This is a genomic window from Pseudomonas mandelii, from assembly GCF_002251635.1.
GTDB classification, from domain to species: Bacteria; Pseudomonadota; Gammaproteobacteria; order Pseudomonadales; family Pseudomonadaceae; genus Aquipseudomonas; species Aquipseudomonas mandelii_B.
The window spans coordinates 63,596-80,476 of the sequence record NZ_NMOJ01000242.1 but is presented as its reverse complement, the minus strand read 5'-3'; the positions used below and the strand labels follow the sequence as shown (position 1 = coordinate 80,476).

General features: G+C 59.4%; 11 protein-coding genes. 7 read left to right on the top strand and 4 right to left on the bottom strand.

The window, feature by feature from the left end:
* Positions 1 to 60 precede the first annotated feature (60 nt).
* Positions 61 to 5,532, bottom strand: a complete 5,472-nt coding sequence (locus tag B7L09_RS28965) for a trifunctional serine/threonine-protein kinase/ATP-binding protein/sensor histidine kinase (protein WP_010455802.1) — start codon at positions 5,530 to 5,532, stop codon at positions 61 to 63.
* A 267-nt stretch (positions 5,533 to 5,799) separates the two neighbouring features.
* Between B7L09_RS28965 and B7L09_RS28960 the strand changes: the two genes are divergently transcribed.
* The gene (locus B7L09_RS28960) at positions 5,800 to 6,192 is read left to right on the top strand and encodes a response regulator transcription factor (RefSeq protein WP_010455803.1); all 393 of its coding nucleotides are present in this window, start codon (positions 5,800 to 5,802) and stop codon (positions 6,190 to 6,192) included.
* A 145-nt stretch (positions 6,193 to 6,337) separates the two neighbouring features.
* A complete protein-coding gene (locus B7L09_RS28955; RefSeq protein WP_238547510.1) occupies positions 6,338 to 7,162 on the top strand; it encodes a hypothetical protein in 825 nt (274 codons plus the stop codon).
* An 89-nt stretch (positions 7,163 to 7,251) separates the two neighbouring features.
* Here B7L09_RS28955 and B7L09_RS28950 read toward each other — a convergent pair whose 3' ends face one another.
* Positions 7,252 to 8,439: a patatin-like phospholipase family protein gene (locus B7L09_RS28950; protein ID WP_010455805.1), complete on the bottom strand. Its 1,188-nt coding sequence runs from the start codon at positions 8,437 to 8,439 to the stop codon at positions 7,252 to 7,254.
* A 388-nt stretch (positions 8,440 to 8,827) separates the two neighbouring features.
* On the opposite strand from B7L09_RS28950, the gene B7L09_RS28945 reads away from it, so the two are divergent.
* Complete coding sequence (locus B7L09_RS28945) at positions 8,828 to 9,847, top strand: GlxA family transcriptional regulator (protein ID WP_010455806.1); 1,020 nt, start codon at positions 8,828 to 8,830, stop codon at positions 9,845 to 9,847.
* On the opposite strand, the gene B7L09_RS28940 is transcribed toward B7L09_RS28945, so the two are convergent.
* The gene (locus tag B7L09_RS28940; RefSeq protein WP_042932733.1) at positions 9,839 to 11,284 is read right to left on the bottom strand and encodes a mechanosensitive ion channel family protein; all 1,446 of its coding nucleotides are present in this window, start codon (positions 11,282 to 11,284) and stop codon (positions 9,839 to 9,841) included. The genes B7L09_RS28945 and B7L09_RS28940 overlap by 9 nt on opposite strands.
* Before the next feature lie 27 nt (positions 11,285 to 11,311).
* Entirely contained in the window at positions 11,312 to 12,274 is a 963-nt protein-coding gene (locus B7L09_RS28935; RefSeq protein WP_049870754.1) for a LysR family transcriptional regulator, read from the bottom strand.
* A gap of 317 nt (positions 12,275 to 12,591) precedes the next feature.
* On the opposite strand from B7L09_RS28935, the gene B7L09_RS28930 reads away from it, so the two are divergent.
* The 4 genes from B7L09_RS28930 (at position 12,592) to B7L09_RS28915 (ending at position 16,777) form a co-directional block, all read left to right on the top strand.
* Entirely contained in the window at positions 12,592 to 14,145 is a 1,554-nt protein-coding gene (locus tag B7L09_RS28930) for a sensor histidine kinase (RefSeq protein ID WP_081854003.1), read from the top strand.
* Positions 14,146 to 14,204: 59 nt separating this feature from the next.
* On the top strand, positions 14,205 to 14,855 hold the full coding sequence (locus tag B7L09_RS28925) for a response regulator transcription factor (protein WP_042932731.1): 651 nt from the start codon (positions 14,205 to 14,207) through the stop codon (positions 14,853 to 14,855).
* A gap of 102 nt (positions 14,856 to 14,957) precedes the next feature.
* Entirely contained in the window at positions 14,958 to 15,332 is a 375-nt protein-coding gene (locus B7L09_RS28920; protein ID WP_042933056.1) for a response regulator transcription factor, read from the top strand.
* Positions 15,333 to 15,574: 242 nt separating this feature from the next.
* Positions 15,575 to 16,777: an NAD(P)/FAD-dependent oxidoreductase gene (locus tag B7L09_RS28915; RefSeq protein ID WP_010455816.1), complete on the top strand. Its 1,203-nt coding sequence runs from the start codon at positions 15,575 to 15,577 to the stop codon at positions 16,775 to 16,777.
* Positions 16,778 to 16,881 lie beyond the last annotated feature (104 nt).

Below are 16,881 nucleotides of genomic sequence, written 5' to 3'. Positions count from 1 at the left end.
GTTACGCCCAGAAGCGTAAACATTCCGGGCGTAACACGGCGAATGCGAGCGGTGTCAGGTTCAATCCGTCGCAACAGGCAGCGTGAATTGGACCGTGGCCCCGCAAGGTTGATGAGCGCTTGCCCACAACCGGCCACCATGGGCCTCGATGATCGAGCGACAGATCGACAAGCCCATCCCCAGACCCGCAGGTTTGGTGGTGTAAAACGAGGTGAAGATCCGCTCAGCGGTTTCTGCCTCAAACCCGGGGCCCGAATCGCTGACGCTGATCAGCAAGTAGCCTGAGTCGCCCTCACCTGCGCTGATCAACAGTCGACGTTCGCCTTCAGGGTTGCTACTCATGGCTTCCAACGCATTCATGATCAAGTTGAGCAGAACCTGTTGCAGCTCGACCCGATCCCCCTCAATGGATGGCAACCCGTCCATGAGTCGAGTGTCCAACAACACCCCGTTTTTCATCATCTGGCCCCGGGTGAACTCGATCATTTCGCCGACTGCCGAATGAATATCGACTGGCCCCTTGGGCTGCGGCGCCTTGCGAATATGACCGCGGATTCGTCCCAGCACATCAGCCGCGCGATTGGCATCCTTGATGAGGCTGTCGAGTACCTGACGAACCTCGACGAGTTCAGGGGGCTGGGCGTTGAGCCAGCGTTTCGCCGCATTGGCGTTAAGGATGGCGGCGGCAATGGGTTGATTGACTTCATGAGCGATGGACGCCACCAACTGGCCCATGGTCGCCACGCGGTTTGCATGGGCCAACTCCGTCTGAACCTCGCGATATCGACGTTCGCTGTCACGGATTTTTTCTTCCGCCTCCTTGCGCTCGGTGAGATCCAGCACAAAAGCGACCCCTTCCGTGCTGCCAGGTTCGATCATGGCCAGGCCCACGATAACCGGCAGGCGACTGCCGTCCTTTTTGAAGTATTCCTTTTCGAAAGGCTGGGCATGTCCGGTTTGCACCGCCATCACCATCGAGCGTTCGCTGTTGTCGCGAAACTCCGGGACCGTCAGGTCACGCCAACTCAAAAGGCCCTTGTCCAGATCCTCCCGGGCGTAACCCAGCATGCTGAGAAAAGCGTCATTGGTTTCCAGAATGTCGCCGTCGGCGTTCCACACGACGATCCCGATAATGTTGGCATCAACGAGGCGCCGGATCTTCGCTTCGCGCTCCCCGACCTCGCGGTACAAACGGGCGTTTTCCAGTGAAATGGCCGCCTGCGACGCCACCAGTTTGAGAATCGCGACGCGGTCCGGACTGAACACCCGCACGCTCAGATTGTTTTCGAGGTAGAGCGCGCCGACCAGATTGGCCTGGTTCATCAACGGCAAGCACAGAACAGAACGGGTGCGATGCTGACGAATATAAGCGTCTGCGGCGAAGGGCGACTGCGTCACGGCATCGTCCAGAAACACACTCTCCCGGGTGCGCATGACATGGTTCAACACGGATTCGGGCATCAGTTCCATGCTGACCGGCGCATCGCGCAGTTGCGCAGCGCTGTCACCGGCGGTCACCTGCGCGGCGATGCGGTACTCGGCGCCCTTGCACAGAATCAACAGGCCGCGCTCGGCACCCGCCAATTCAATCGCCGTGCGCATCACCGTATCAATCAGTTTCTCCAGCACGATTTCACTCGACACGGCCTGCGACACCTTGAGAACGGTGGCGAGGTCAAGGTGCTCGACCGGGGTGGCCATGGTCGTTATCGCGCCAGGCGCGTGTTCTTCAGTCCTGAGCGACGGATACTTGGCTTCAAGCTGACGCACCTTGCCATCGCTGCCCCAGCGCAAGTAGCCATACCGGGCATCCTGCAAATAGACACGGGCAATCTTGCCAAGACCGCGGGCCGCGTAGAAGCGTGAGGCAAGTTCGTTGGCCAACGCTTCGATGTGGATGAAACCGCTTTCCTGCGCCGTTTTGATCGCCTGCTCGTACAGCAGCTCGGCCTCAATGAGGCGCCCTTGCAGACGGGCGATTTCGGCACCGACCAGTGCGGCCCGGCTCGCGAAATTCTCAGGACATTGCTGCTCCCACGTCTGCAGCTGCGCATGGTCGGCCTGCATGGCGAGCAGGTTCTGCGCACGTTGCTCACCCGAAACGCCATCACACGAGGCGGCCCGGGCCAGCGCGTCGTAGAAGTGATACTCGGCTTCCTCGAAAAACGAGTAGGACGTCCAGAGCAACTGCCGCGCCTTGGCGGAAGCGGACATTGCCGCCTCGATTTCGTCGGCCATGTAGTGCGCTTGCAGTTTACGAACCCAGTACCAACAAGCGGCCAATGCCAGGTCCGGACTGCTGGACAGATGGGCTTCGGTCTCGCGTTCCTCGAACTGTCCGTCGTCGAAGCAACCGAAGGCAGGCGTCAGGCCTCGGAGCATTCGGATCAGGGCAAGCTGCGTCACCATGAAATCAATGACCAGACCAAAACGGACTTTCCTCGCGTACGCCAGCCCCCGTTCGGCTTCGGCCTGGAGCTCGGGAAGCGAATCCCCGGCGAACAGTGAATCGGAGGTGAGGCAATTGCCTGCATAAGCGCCGTATGGAAGGTCGCCTATGCGGTTCGCCGCGACAAAGGCCCGATGCAACAGGTCGCGACATTGCTCTACGGGTTTCATCCAGCGGACGGCAAAACTCGAGAAGCATAAATAGGTGCTGGCCTCGAATCGCTTAAGGCCGCGTTGCTCCACAAGATCACAGCCGAGCTGCCCAAACCGGAACCCTGCCTGGTAGTCACCGAAGCGCCTTCCGGCCACTCTGAAGACGTTGGCATAAAGCACACATGAGGCGTCGCAGTTACCCCGTTCGAGGCTGAGACTGACCGCTTTGCAAATCAGCAGGCAAGCCAGGTTCGCGTCTGTCTGCAAGGCGGGTGCGAAGAGCTTGCCCAGTGTGTTGACGGTCATCAGTGACGCCGCATCGTCCATCAACGGCAGGTCGATGAGTTCCTCGATCTGTCGGCTGCCCAGCAACGACCAGATGTGGTCATATTCTTCGCGCACTTCATCGTCGCTCGGATGGGCTGACCACTCGATGCCCACATGCCGCAGGTAAGCGAGGCAGACCGCCACGGCGCCGTCGCTGCGGTCCAGAAGCAAGTAGACGTCCATCTGCAAGCAAGCGACATTGGCTCGTTCGACCGTCGTCGTCGCGTGTGCCGACAATGTCGTCAGGCGAGTGTCCGCGACGGCCAGTTGCCCGGTCAGGAACTCGCACTCGGCCCGGTTCAACTCCATTTCAAAGCGCAACGTGTGGCGGCGCACCCAACACTCGTCGTCCAGCAACTGGACGCCGGTGGTGAGGTAGTTGAGCGCTGACGCATAAGCGCTAGATGCCTTCGCGCGCTGGCCGGCGATCAGGTTGAACTCGGCCAGTTGTTCCTTTTCACTGGTGTCGGTGAGCAGTGCCGCGCCTTGATTGAGTTGACCCACGATGTCAAAGATCGCCTCATCCAACACTGACACCGGCGTTTGTGCGGCCAGTAACCGCCCTATTCGCAGGTGCGTGTGGGGGCGCAGTTCGACGGGGATCAGCGAATACGCCGCCTCATGGATGCGGTCGTGGACGAAACCGAACGCCCCGTCCAGGCGCTCGACCAGTTCCAGTCGGATCGCCTCCCACATCACCGCACGCAACTGTGACTTCGACAGGCCCAGTGCCAGGGAAAGCGTAGCGATTGCAGCGACGTTGCCCAGGCACGCCAGATGCTGCAGCGCCCGCTGTGTCTCGGCAGGCAGTCGGGCGAGTTTAGCGACCATCAGGTCTACAACGTTGTCTGTGTAGCCCATGGCGTGGATGCGATTGGGGTCCCAGCACCAGCGGCGTGCGCCATGATCGAAGGTCAGCAACTGCGCTTCGGCGAGTGCCTGCAGAAACTGAATCACGAAAAAAGGATTGCCGGCGGTCTTGTCCTCGATCAGCTGCGCCAAAGGTTCGACTCGCACGATCTCTTCGTGAAGGGTCTCGGCAATCAACTGCTCAATGTGGGTCCTGGCGAGCGGTGCCAGCATGATCTCATGGACCCGGCCCCCAGCCTTGCGGATGGACTTGAGCTTGGTCGTCAGTGGATGCGTGACATCCACCTCATTGCTGCGATAAGCCCCAACCAGCAACAGATGTCGCATGTCGGCGCTGGTGAGCAGATCCTCCAACAGGTCGAGCGTGGCGACGTCGAGCCATTGCAGATCATCAAGAAACAATGCCAGCGGATGTTCGGCCCGGGCGAAAACGCCGATGAAGTTGCGGAACACTACCAGGAAACGCCGTTGCGCCTGTTGCGGATCGAGCGTGGGGACCGGTGGCGGTTCGCCGATGACCAGTTTCAGCTCCGGGATGAGATCAGTCATGAGCCGTGCATTGGCCTCCAGTGCCTTATGCAACTTCTCACGCCAGTCCGCCAGTTCGGCGTCACTCTTGCCCAATAGCGTACGCACCAGGCTTTGAAAAGCCTGCACCAACGTTGCATAGGGAACATCACGGCGATACTGATCGAACTTGCCGGACACGAATATTCCGCGTGGCGGCACTAACACTTTGTGCAGTTCGTTGACCACCGAAGACTTGCCGATGCCCGAATACCCGGTGACCAACACCAGTTCCGGCGCGCCGTTGGCAACGATCCGACCGAATGCGGCAATCAGTGTGTCGACCTCTTGCTCGCGACCGTACAGTTTTTCGGGGATCAGCAGGCGTTCCGAGGTGCCATGCTCGCTCAACGCGAAGGCGTTGATGGTGCCCAGGCGCTCCCAATCCGCCAGGCACTGGCGCAAATCATGTTCCACGCTGGACGCGGTCTGATAGCGCTCCTCGGCGGTCTTGGCGAGCAGCTTCATGACGATATCGGAGATCACTGGCGGTATGGTTTCAACGCGCAAACCAGGTGCCACCGGTTTTTTGGCGATATGGCAATGCACCCATTCCATCGGATCGGTCGCCGTGAATGGCAGCGAGCCGGTCAACATCTGGTAAAGCGTGATGCCAAAGGAATACAGGTCGCTGCGCGAATCGATCGAGCGATTCATCCGGCCGGTCTGCTCCGGTGCCATGTAAGCGAGTGTCCCCGCCATGGTTTCGGGCGCCTGCCGCTCGCGCGGTAACCGCGAGGTCAACCCGAATCCGGTCAGGCGCGCTTGCCCGTCGGTACAGTTCACCAGGATATGGCTGGGCTTGATGTCTTTGTGAACAAGCCCGCGCTGATGGAGCTTGCCCAACGCCACCGCAATGCTGATGGCGTGCTGCAAGAACGGCGACGTTTGCATGGGCGCGGCAAGCAGCTGCACCAGCGGTTCACCGCCGACATCCTCAAGCACCAAGTGCATCTGGCCAGCTTCGCGCACCAGTTCGAGGGGCCTGAGCGCCCAACTCTCGTCCAGTTCGTCCTTCAGGCCGAACTCATGCACGATGCGGCCCAGGCAGGCTGGATGCGGTTGCTCCGCTGCCGCTCGCGCCAGGAGAACCGTGCGATCACTGCCGCCCTGGCAGCGTCGCTCCCGACTGAACGTGCGCTCACCATCGTCCCACAGTATTTGCATTCTGGAATCCATTGGAGTTGGACATGCCGCAGTATGGCCTGCTGCTTTAATCTGTCGACTGATCGTCCAATGAATTCCAGTTGCCGGCACCATCGCACGGACGTGGCTTCCGGGGCTGCCAAGGGTCTGAGTACTGCGCAAGATGGCACTGAACGGCGGCTGCGGCATCAACACCTAAAGGTTAGTCAGTCATACATAGGTATACTTTCCCCCCCATCTGGACTGCGTATCTTGTAGTGACGACAAGTGCTGTCACGAGAAAACCCAATGACGCAAACCACTGCCATCCGTACGACAGCAATTATTGCGATTGTCGACGATGACGACTCCGTACGGAGTGCCCTGCAAAGCCTGTTAAGGTCCGGCGGTTATCAGACCCGAACCTACAGCAGCGCCTTGGCGTTTCTCGACGCAAACGTGTCGGCTGAAACCCATTGCCTAGTGTCCGATATTCAAATGCCGGGAATGAGCGGTGTCGAGATGTGTGAGCGGCTGGTCTCGATGGGCTTTCACATCCCCACGATTCTCATTACCGCCTACCCTGGTGCGGCGCCCGCCCTGAGTGCCCACAATCCAGAGCTGATCGCCTGCCTGTCCAAACCCTGTGACGCCGACAGACTGCTGAGCTGCATCGAAGCCGCCCTGCTCCAGCGGCATTGAGGGCCGACTAAACCTTTGGATGATGGCGACGCTGTCCGAAAGATGATGTATTCACGGACAACGCATCTTCCATTCCTGCCTGACGCCGCGACTCACTCGCCAAGGAAGACCAATGTTAATCGGTTCCACCGCATCGAAAAGTGCGATGTCTGCCTACACGACTGCCGTCGACACCCAATCCGCCACTGAAGCTAAGCAGCGCATGGCCCAGGACGAGGCGCCACCGGTCAAAGCGAAAGAGGCCGATTCGGTGAGTCTCTCCAGCACATCTACCGACTACAGCAAATCGATCGCAGGCAATGCGCCGTATTTCCCCGTGCGCGAAGGCATGAATGCCGATGCCCTGGTGTTAGGCGCCTCCAAGCCGGGCGCGGTCTCGAGTTCGAAGGACAAGACGTTTGAGCAAGTGGCCACCGATGCTCGCAAGCGCATGGATGAGAAATACGCCCAGATGAACGCCAGCGGCAAACCGTACACCGGCAGCGATGAGGACCGTAATGGCCTGATGGGTGATCTGGATCGTCGTTCACTGAATGCAGTGGCCACCAATGAAGGCGGGATTTTCACGGCGCAGGAACAGGCCTCGGCACAAGCCTTGATGCGTCAGCAGGGGCGGCTTGCCACCGGCTATTACAGTGGCCCGGCGGACCAACAGCAAAACTGGAAAGATCCGTTTGCCAACGACCCTTTTGGTCGCGCCCGGGCGGCACTGGATTTTATGAATAACATGAGCCCGGAAGAAAAGGCCACGCCCGAATGGCTGTCACAACGCCTGTCTCTGGAAGCCGCCTTGAACCTGGGTCACAACACTGGCGCAGACCCAGTGGACAAGAAAAGCGGACACTTTCACAACCTGGCTGAAATTCTGGCGGGGGTGGTGACCGAGCCGGATACCCGGCAATCCAGCCAAGCCAAATACGGCGATCCCTCCGCGCAGATCTTGAAGAAACTCCAATCGCTGATCGCCTGAGCCAGAGATAACGAAAACGCCGCCTCATCGGGCGGCGTTCTCATTTATCGGACAAAGTCCCCAACCATTGATCTTATGAGCTTCGATGCTCAGGGCACGCTTTCAGCCAGAGGGGCGTCGCTGAGGCCTTGTGTCAGGTCGGTATAACGGGCGACACCCAAGTCGAACAGACCGGCCATGCGCGCGGCCTCGAAATCCAGTGGATCTGTATCCAGATCGGATGGCAGCGCCGCATACCGGAGCTGTACGTGATGGCGATGGGCAAACGCCGTGGCCATCGCAACGTGCATGCGCAGGTTGGCGCGGCTCAACGAGTCGAACGAACGTCCCATGATAGCGACGGCACCGCCACTCAATTGATTGTTACGGGGTGCCATCGGCGCGTTGATGATGATGAAAATCTTGCCCGGCATCAGGCTCGGCTGATTGATCTGCCACTGCACCAACGCTTCCGGCAACAGCAGGAAAGGCACATTGACTCCGCCATCGGCATGGATCTCCGAGGTATTACCATCAGCAATCGGTATCGGCGGAAAAATCCCCGGGACGCTGGCTGAAGCGGTCATGATCGTGCGAAACAGCGCCAGCGCCTGGTGTTCGTTTCCGGGTTCTTGAGCGGACAGCGCAATGGCCCCCATGTCCCAGATGTGCGTTTCCTGGGTATCGAGGTTGGTGGTCGCCACCAGCAGACGGCGACCCAGACGGTGCTGATCCGCCACGGCGTGCAACAACGCCGCACTGGTGTAGTGCTCAATGATCGCTGCAAGCGGTTCACCACTGTAAAGCGAGGGTCGCGCCAGCATGCCCAGGCCGCGCTCGGTCAATTGCGTCGCACCGACATTGCGGTAACCCCGAATCAGGCGCGGGTCCCAGTATTTCCCGGCAAAGGCCAGTGGCGCGATCAACGCACCGGTGCTGACGCCGGTCACGAGATCGAAATCAGGGCGGGTGCCACTGCGACTCCAGCCCACCAGAACCCCAGCGCCAAACGCGCCATTGGCCCCTCCCCCGGAGATCGCCAGCGCAGTGATGCTCGTTCTCCCGGCCTTTTTGCGATCCGCCTCCCAGGCTTGCATGAACGCCATGGATTGCTGCGCGTTATCGGCCACAAAACGGAAGCGATTCAACGACGCGAATTCGCGAGTCGGCTGCGGGGTGGAAACCGTATCAATCATCGGGCGGCGGAGCGAGCCGCAGCCGCTCAACATCAATTCGAAAGTGATCATGATCACCAGCAACGGCTGGCGAAATTTCAGGCGTAGTGACTGATCGACCATGACAACGGATCTCTTGGCGAATGCTGGGGAAATTCAGGGAGAGCGCCCTGGTGAAGACAGCGCTCTACATAACAAACGTCAGTTTTTGCCAACCCTGAAAAGAAACAGCCAGACAGGTTTTGGGCGATATCTTTTTAGTTCTTAGTCGCTTAGTGAATTCGGTTACGAATCGTCGACTAACAGGAAATATTATCGATTGGCACCGTTATTCGATATGACATATAACCCTGAATTACGGCCAGGAAAACGGGGCCTGCTCCTGCGTATAACCATTCGCAGATTGAGTGATCGCGAAAACTTGACAGGTTTTCAATACCGGCTTATTTCAGTCGCGCCAGTCAAACCCCTTCATCGCCAATAACAGCGATAACCGAGTCTCGACGCAGCCATGAATTCCATTGTTCACGACACCGCCCCGCTCCATGAATCACTCTCTCAGCCGCGCAGCCTGGTGTTCCTGGCGTACCCCCAGATGGGCTTGCTTGACCTGACCGGCGCGCAAACCGTGTTCTGGGCCGCCTCCAAAGCCATGGCCGAACGCGGTCTGCCAGGCTACTCGCTGCACACGGCAAGCCACGACGGTGGATTGATCGCTACCGCCGAAGGCCTGTCGGTCCACACCACAGCCCTGCATTCACTCAACGGGATGGCGATCGATACGCTGATCGTGCCCGGAGCGCCGAACATCCGTCAGGCCATGATTGACAGCGTCGACCTGGTGAATTGGTTGCGCGAGGCGTCGGTCAAGGCCAAACGCACGGCCTCGGTGTGCAGCGGCACATTTCTGCTCGCCCAGGCAGGGCTACTTGAAGGCCTGCGTGCCGCCACGCACTGGGCAATGTGCGACATGCTCAAGAGCGGTTTCCCGACGATTGATGTCGACATCGATGCGATTTTTGTCCAGCAAGGAACTGTCTGGACATCGGCCGGGGTCACCACCGGCATCGACATGGCGCTGGCGTTGGTCGAGGCCGATTGCGGTCGTGAGGTCGCGTTGCAGGTGGCTCGGGAACTGGTGGTATTTCTCAAGCGCCCCGGTGGTCAGGCGCAGTTCAGCCAACTGCTGCAATCTCAAACGGACGACAGCGCCGGCTTCGACGATTTGCACCTGTGGATCAGCGCGAACCTCAGCGATGCCAGCCTGACGGTTGAAGCACTGGCTCGACAAGCCCAGATGAGTCCGCGCAACTTCTCCCGCGTCTACAAACGCAAGGTGGGACGGACACCGGCGAAGGCACTTGAGCTGTTTCGCATGGAAGCTGCACGGCGGATGCTCGAAGACTCTCAGCGCAACATCGACCAGATCGCGCAGTTGTGCGGTTTCGGCGATGAGGAGCGCATGCGCTACACCTTCCACCGCCACCTCTCGATTTCGCCTCGGGAATACCGCAGCCGCTTCTCACGCTGACGGCAGGCGTTTTTTCTGCAGCCAGCCGAGTAAGCCGCTGCGCTTGATGTGCGGCGTTTTTTTCGCAACCACCGACTCACGAATCTCCTCGCGCTGGTGCTGCAAATTATCCAGCGCGAGCTGCAGGTCGCTGTGGTGTTCCAATTGCGAGCCGAGCATGGCCTTCTCGATGCGGAACAGACGCCCGCTGGTGAGGCTGCGAAATTCCGCTCTTGAGCGTCCTTGCGCGAGGATGCCCTCCTCGCCCATGACTTCGCCCGGGCCCAGGCGTCCGGCTTCGATGAAACGCTCGCCATCATGGATCGACGCTGAGATCACCCCGGTACTGATGAGCATGAGGCAGTCGGCGATTTCTTCGAACGCAAGAATCACTTGATCGGCCTGATAGTCCACGGCCGTCATGTGGTCGGCGAGTCGGTCACGGTCTTCCATGCTCAACGACCGGAACACTCTCACGTCTTCCAGCAAGCGTCGTGGCCGGCTCCATGCCTGAACGGCCGGTTCTGAAAGCCACGTCACCCCCGCCGCTTCGAGGTGCCGATGCGCGAGGTCGAACATCAGGTTGCGCACTTCGGTCTTGTGCGAAATCGATTCGATAAAGCCTTTGAGTTCGTATTCGTTGTATTCCAGGTGTGAGCTTTTCACCGACACTTTCGGCTTGAATCCGGGGAGCAAGGCGCGGGTGCCCTGCAAGGCTTTTTCCAGCGCGTCCATGGCCCGCCGTGGGCGCACATGACTGGGAATCGCGATGATCACAACGACCCCGTGCACATTGCCGGGACGGCTGAAATTGAGGATTTTGGTTTTCGCCGCCAGTGAGTTGGGCACGACGGCCATACTGCCCAGATCGGTCAGCAGGTGGGTGGAACGCCAGTCAATTTCCACCACTTTGCCTTCAATGCCGTCGATGGAAATCCAGTCGTCCAGGTCGTATGGCTTGGTGGTGTTGAGCACAATGCCGGAAAACACATCACTCAAGGTGCTCTGCAACGCAAGGCCGACAATGATCGCCATCGCCCCGGAAGTCGCCAGCAACCCTTTGACCGGCAACTGCAAGACATACGCCGCAGCGCCGACGATGGCGATCAGGAAAACGCCAGCCCCCATCACGTCATGCAACAAGCGTGCGGTGTGCCCTTCGCGCGAGGTCAGGCCATTGCCCAGAACCACCGTCAACGTCCTGGCCGCAAACAGCCACCAGGCGATGCCCAGAACGGTCGCCGCCAGATTCAGAATGGCGTCGTCAGGCCACAGCGGTGGCTGCAACGGGCTGATGCCGGCTGCCATCAATACCCAAGAGAACGCCACAAACAACACCATTCGTGAACAGATCCGCAACACAGGTTGGGTGGCGTCCAGGCAGTGCCACAGTGACAAGTCCAGCAGCATCAGGACGGCACCGATAATCAGCGGGTGTTCTTGCAAGAACATGAGCATTATTTCTTCCCGGAAGTCTGGATCGTCTCAGGCAACGGCGTAAGTGAAGGCCTCGGCCGACGCCGGGCGGCAGAGCGTTCCATCCTGCTCAGCCAGAAACGCGCTGCAGCGCGAGCGCAACCAGCGTTCGGCGGGGTCGTTGTGCGTCGCTCCGCGCCAGACCATTGAAAGTTCCTGCTGCGGCAGTTCGAGCGGCGCTACTTCGGCCCTCAGGCCACCGATCAAGGCCATGGACCGGGCAATGTAGTCCGGGACGATGGCAATCATGTCGCTGTTGGCCAAGAGCACCGGCAACGCGCTGAATTGCGGCACGGTCAACACGACCTTGCGATGACGGCCCAGGTGACTCAGCGCGCTGTCCGCGTCTTCAATGACATTGCCCATCGACGACACCACGGCATGTGGGCGTCGGCAGAATTCGTCCAACCCCAATTCACCGGCCTGCGAATCGGCGCGCAACAGCATCGGGCGAATCGAGCGCAGCGTTTTGCGCCGGGCATTGGCCGGCAGCTCAAGGGTGTGACTGATGCCCAGGGAGATGTCCCCTGAAGTCAACAGCTGCGGCATCTGCCAGTGATCCGCTCGGCGCACCACCAGCGTCATGTTCGGCGCCTCTGTCCGCAGGCGGCGCAGCAGTGTCGGCAGCAGCGCGTATTCGACATCATCCGAGAGACCGACATGAAAGGTTGCTTCGCTGGTCGCCGGATCGAAGGCCTGGCAACGACTCAGGGCCGCCGCAATGCCGTCCAGTGCTGGCGCAAGGTTGGAAAAGATCTCTTCCGCACGGGAGGTAGGCTCCATGACCCGACCGGACCGGATGAACAGCGGGTCGTCAAACATCAAGCGCAAACGCCCCAGGGCGCTGCTGATGGTGGGCTGGCCCAGAAACAGCTTCTCGCCGACACGACTGACATTTCGTTCGTGCATCATCGACTCGAAAACCACCAGCAGATTGATGTCAGCACGACGCAGGTCATTTCTGTTCATCATGGAAACCGCCCGACCATCAGGTCATTGAGGTTAAAGGATGCGGTGTCACCTCGCCCCTTCAAGCAATCGGAGCAGCGATGCGCGGTGTATGAACAGGTTATGCAAGTGGCCGCAGAACGTCTGTCGTACCTGAGGACAGCGCATTCATCCATGCGTCTAGCGTTCGATACTTGAGTATAGGGAGGGGGCATGAGCGGGAGCGCGGGAATACTACGCGCGCGCACTTGGCGGTATTTCAGGGGTTTATGTCCTATTAGATGGAAACCATTGCTTTTACGATAGGCATCCATGCTCCGCCCCCATGACATCAGGAATGCATGACCACGATGAAAAACAACAGGTCAGCTACTGCGCGCAAATCGTCGCCATTTTTCTTCAACTTATTCGCCGCCACGCCGCGCACCTCCGACACGAGGACCGTTGACGCGGCCTCCAGCATCAGTCCCAATCCACTGATCAACGCATTGGGTTGGCTGGTCGGCCTGGTGGTGGTCATCGGCATCCTGGTGATCAACTCCGAAACCCGATCCGACTTCGCCCCGACGATTCTTTACATCACCTTGTTGTTGATGGCGGCCAATCTGTTCTCCATTAACGTGGTGATCAACATTGCACTAATGTGCATAGTGCTGCTGACAGCCACGTATTTTTACAACGGAGGTTATGAACGCTGGGAGTCGACCACTGGTTTTTTCCGGTGCCTGACGGCGCTCTCGGCAATCACCTTTCTCGCCCTGCGCAGCAAACACGCCGCGGACCGGCTGCGCCATAACGAGCTGTACCTGATCGGCGCGCAGCGCTTGAGCCAAACCGGCAGCGTCGGTTTCTGCGGTGACGACGAAGCAATGAGCTGGTCCGACGAATCGGCGCGGATTTTCGAATACCCCCTGACCCAACATCCGACGGCGGCGATGGTTCTGGCGCGGACTCATCCCGACGATCTGCCCTTGGTGCAGGAGGTGTTTGCCAAAGCAGCGCGCCATGAGCGGCTGCTCGAAATCCAGCACCGACTGCTGATGCCCGACGGGCGCATCAAGCATGTACATATGATTGCCAGCCCACTCTTCGAACAGCAGGACCGTTGTGAATACATTGGCGCGCTGATGGACATCACCGCCAGCAAGGAAGCCGAGACGGCGCTGTTCGGCATGCAGGCGCAATTGGCACATGTCACGCGCGTCACTTCACTCGGTGAGCTTGCTGCTTCCATTGCCCATGAAGTGAACCAGCCACTGACGGCGATCACCAGCAGCGGCGAAGCGTGTCGGCGCTGGCTTGATCGCCCAGTGCCGGATCAGAACGAAGCCCTGCAATCGCTTGATCGCATCATCGCCAGTTCGTGCCACGCCAGCGATGTCATCCGCCGAATCATCGCGCTGGCGCGCAAATCCGATCCACTGCGACAGCGCGAGTCGCTGGAGGACATCGTCAGCCAGACGCTTGGCCTGGTCCAGCATGAGCTGGCCCTGCACAAGATCAGCTTGAAAGTCGAGCTCCCGGAGCACTCGAACTACGTGCATGCGGACCGGGTGCAATTGCAGCAAGTCATCATCAATCTGGTCGTCAATGCCTGCCACGCAATGGACGGGGTCAAGGTTGGCGACCGTTTTCTGCAGGTGCGCACGTGGGCAACGGATGATGAGGCCGTGGTGGAAGTGGCGGACCAGGGTTGGGGCATCGCGCCCGACGTTTTGTCTTCATTGTTCAACCCATTCTTCACCACCAAGGAACGCGGGTTGGGCATGGGGCTTTCCATCTGCCGCTCAATCATCGATTTCCATGGGGGACGGATCTGGGTAACCAGTACAGTCGGGCATGGCGCGTCATTCAAATTCGCGCTACCGCTTCTCTCCCAATGCGAATCGGACTAAATTGCTTTGACGCAGAACATTTCGCTTGAATCAGGATTACTGCTCTCTATGGATGCCTCATGAACGAACATCACCCTATGAACAAAGTCGTGAACCATGAGCCGCTGGTCTATATCGTCGATGATGACGCCCCGCTGCGCGAAGCACTCGGCAGCCTGTTGCGCTCCATCGGATTACAGGTGGCGCTGTTTGGCACGGTTACCGAGTTCATGAACTACGCCCGCCCCGACATCCCCAGCTGCCTGGTGCTGGATGTGCGACTGCAAGGTACCAGCGGGCTGGATTTCCAGAATGAGTTGGTGGCCGCCAATATCAACGTGCCGATCGTCTTCATGACCGGCCACGGCGACATCGCCATGACGGTCCGGGCCATGAAGGCAGGCGCCGTGGATTTTCTGGCCAAACCGTTCCGCGAGCAGGATTTGATTGATGCCGTTTCCGCCGCGCATGCCCGAGACAAACTGCGCCGCGAATCCGAACGTGGCAATGAGGAGTTGCGCAGCCGCTACGCGACACTCACACCGCGCGAGCAAACCGTCATGGCGCTGGCGGCCTCGGGGCTGATGAACAAACAGATTGCGGGAGAGATCGGCCTGAGCGAAATCACGGTAAAGATTCACCGTGGTCAGGCCATGCGCAAGATGTTCGCCCGCTCCTTCGCCGATCTGGTACGAATGGCGCAAGCACTTGGCGTCGATCGTTCTCAGTAAGGCTTTATACGCACGTATAGTACGTCCCCCGGGTGGACGGCGTATCTTGCGCTGATGGCGGGCGCCCTTGATGGGCTGCCTGATATCAGTCCAGGGATTGAAATGCCCCATACCGCTGTTGTTTCCGTTGTCGACGATGATGAGTCCGTGCGCATGGCGCTCGACAGTCTGTTGCGCTCCAACGGTTATACCGTGCGGGTGTATGCCACCGCCGAAGCGTTCCTCGCCGCCACCGGGACGCAAGACACCGGCTGCCTCATCTCCGATATACAAATGCCCGGCATGTCAGGCATTCAAATGTATGACGAGTTATCGGCCAGGGGGATCAGGATGCCGGTCATCTTCATCACCGGCTACCAAGGCTCGCCGCCCCGGGTCAGCGACAGATCCCCCGAGCCCGTCGCTTATTTCCCCAAGCCCTTCCCCTGCGGCGAGCTGATGGCCTGCCTCGAAGACATCCTCGATCGCAAGGCCTGAGCGTCGACGCTCCCTTGCTTTAATACCTTGGTATACACACCCCACACTTAGGCGTGTCGCAAATTACCCTATGTAGAAGTGCCCTGCCCATCCCCCCTCGATACCATCTCCTACAGCGAACCAAGCCGGATTAAGTGTTGCGGTTTTCCATTGAAGCCACGCACCTGGATCAAGCCGCATCACGGTCACGCTTAAACCGACAAACCCTTCAATGATCGACTTTTGTCTTCAGGAGCAACCCCATGAAACAGAACATTTTAGTAATCGGCGCAGGGTTTGGTGGTGTGTGGAGCGCATTGAGCGCTGCCCGTCTGTTAGACAAACATGACCGTAAAGACGTGCAGATCACCGTTTTGGCTCCCCAGGCAGAATTGCGCATCCGTCCGCGCTTCTATGAAGCGGATGTCCACACCATGATGGCGCCGCTCGGCGACCTGTTCGACGCTGTGGGCGTGAAATTCGTCAAAGGCAGCGCTGATCATATTGATGTGGAAAACAAGCAAGTCGCCTACAGCGATGTGTTTGGTACCCAAGGCACGCTGAGCTACGACCGACTGGTGCTCGCCGCTGGCAGCCGCGTGATTCGTCCAGCGCTTGAAGGCATGATCGAACACGCTTTCGACGTCGACCAGATCGAAGAAGCCAGCCGTCTTGAAGCCCACATCAAGTCACTGAAAAACCTTCCGTACAGCACCGCCCGTAACACTGTGGTGGTCGCCGGTGGTGGCTTTACCGGGATTGAAACGGCCACCGAAATGCCCGCCCGTTTGCGTGCCGCGCTGGGTAGCGATGCCTCCATCAGAGTCATCGTGGTGGATCGCGGACCGCAAATTGCCGCCTCGATGGGCGATGGTATTCGTCCATCCATCATCGAAGCGTCGAACCACCTGGGTATCGAATGGGTGCTCAACAGCTCGGTCGCGTCGGTCGATGCCGGCGGCGTGACGCTCGCCGACGGCCAGCGCATTGAATCCAACACCGTGATCTGGACCGTCGGCTTTCGCGCCAGCCCGCTCACCGAACAAGTGGTGGGCACTCGCGACCCGCAAGGCCGTCTGCACGTCGACGGCAACCTGAAGGTGCTGGGCCATGCCGACGTTTTCGCCGCGGGTGACGTGGCGTACGCCGCCACCGACACCCTTGGCAACTTCGCCGGGATGTCCTGCCAGCACGCCATTTCCCTGGGCCGCTATGCCGGCAATAACGTCGCGGCGGATTTGCTGGGCGTCGAACCGATAACCTACAGCCAGCCCAAGTACGTGACCTGCCTGGACCTAGGCGCCTGGGGCGCGGTATTCACCGAAGGCTGGGATCGTCAATTGAAACTGGTCGGGCATGAGGCCAAGGAGCTCAAGACCCAGATCAACACCGTGTGGATTTATCCGCCGGCGGCTGATCGCGCGACTGCGCTGGCTGCTGCCGATCCGTTGATTCCAGTGGCCTGAACCTCTTCACAATGAGCGCTCGCGGCCTCGGGAGACCGAGCCGCAACTCGGCGAACGACAACGCTGCGAGCGTTCATTGTGCTTCACGACATCCACCAGGGGCT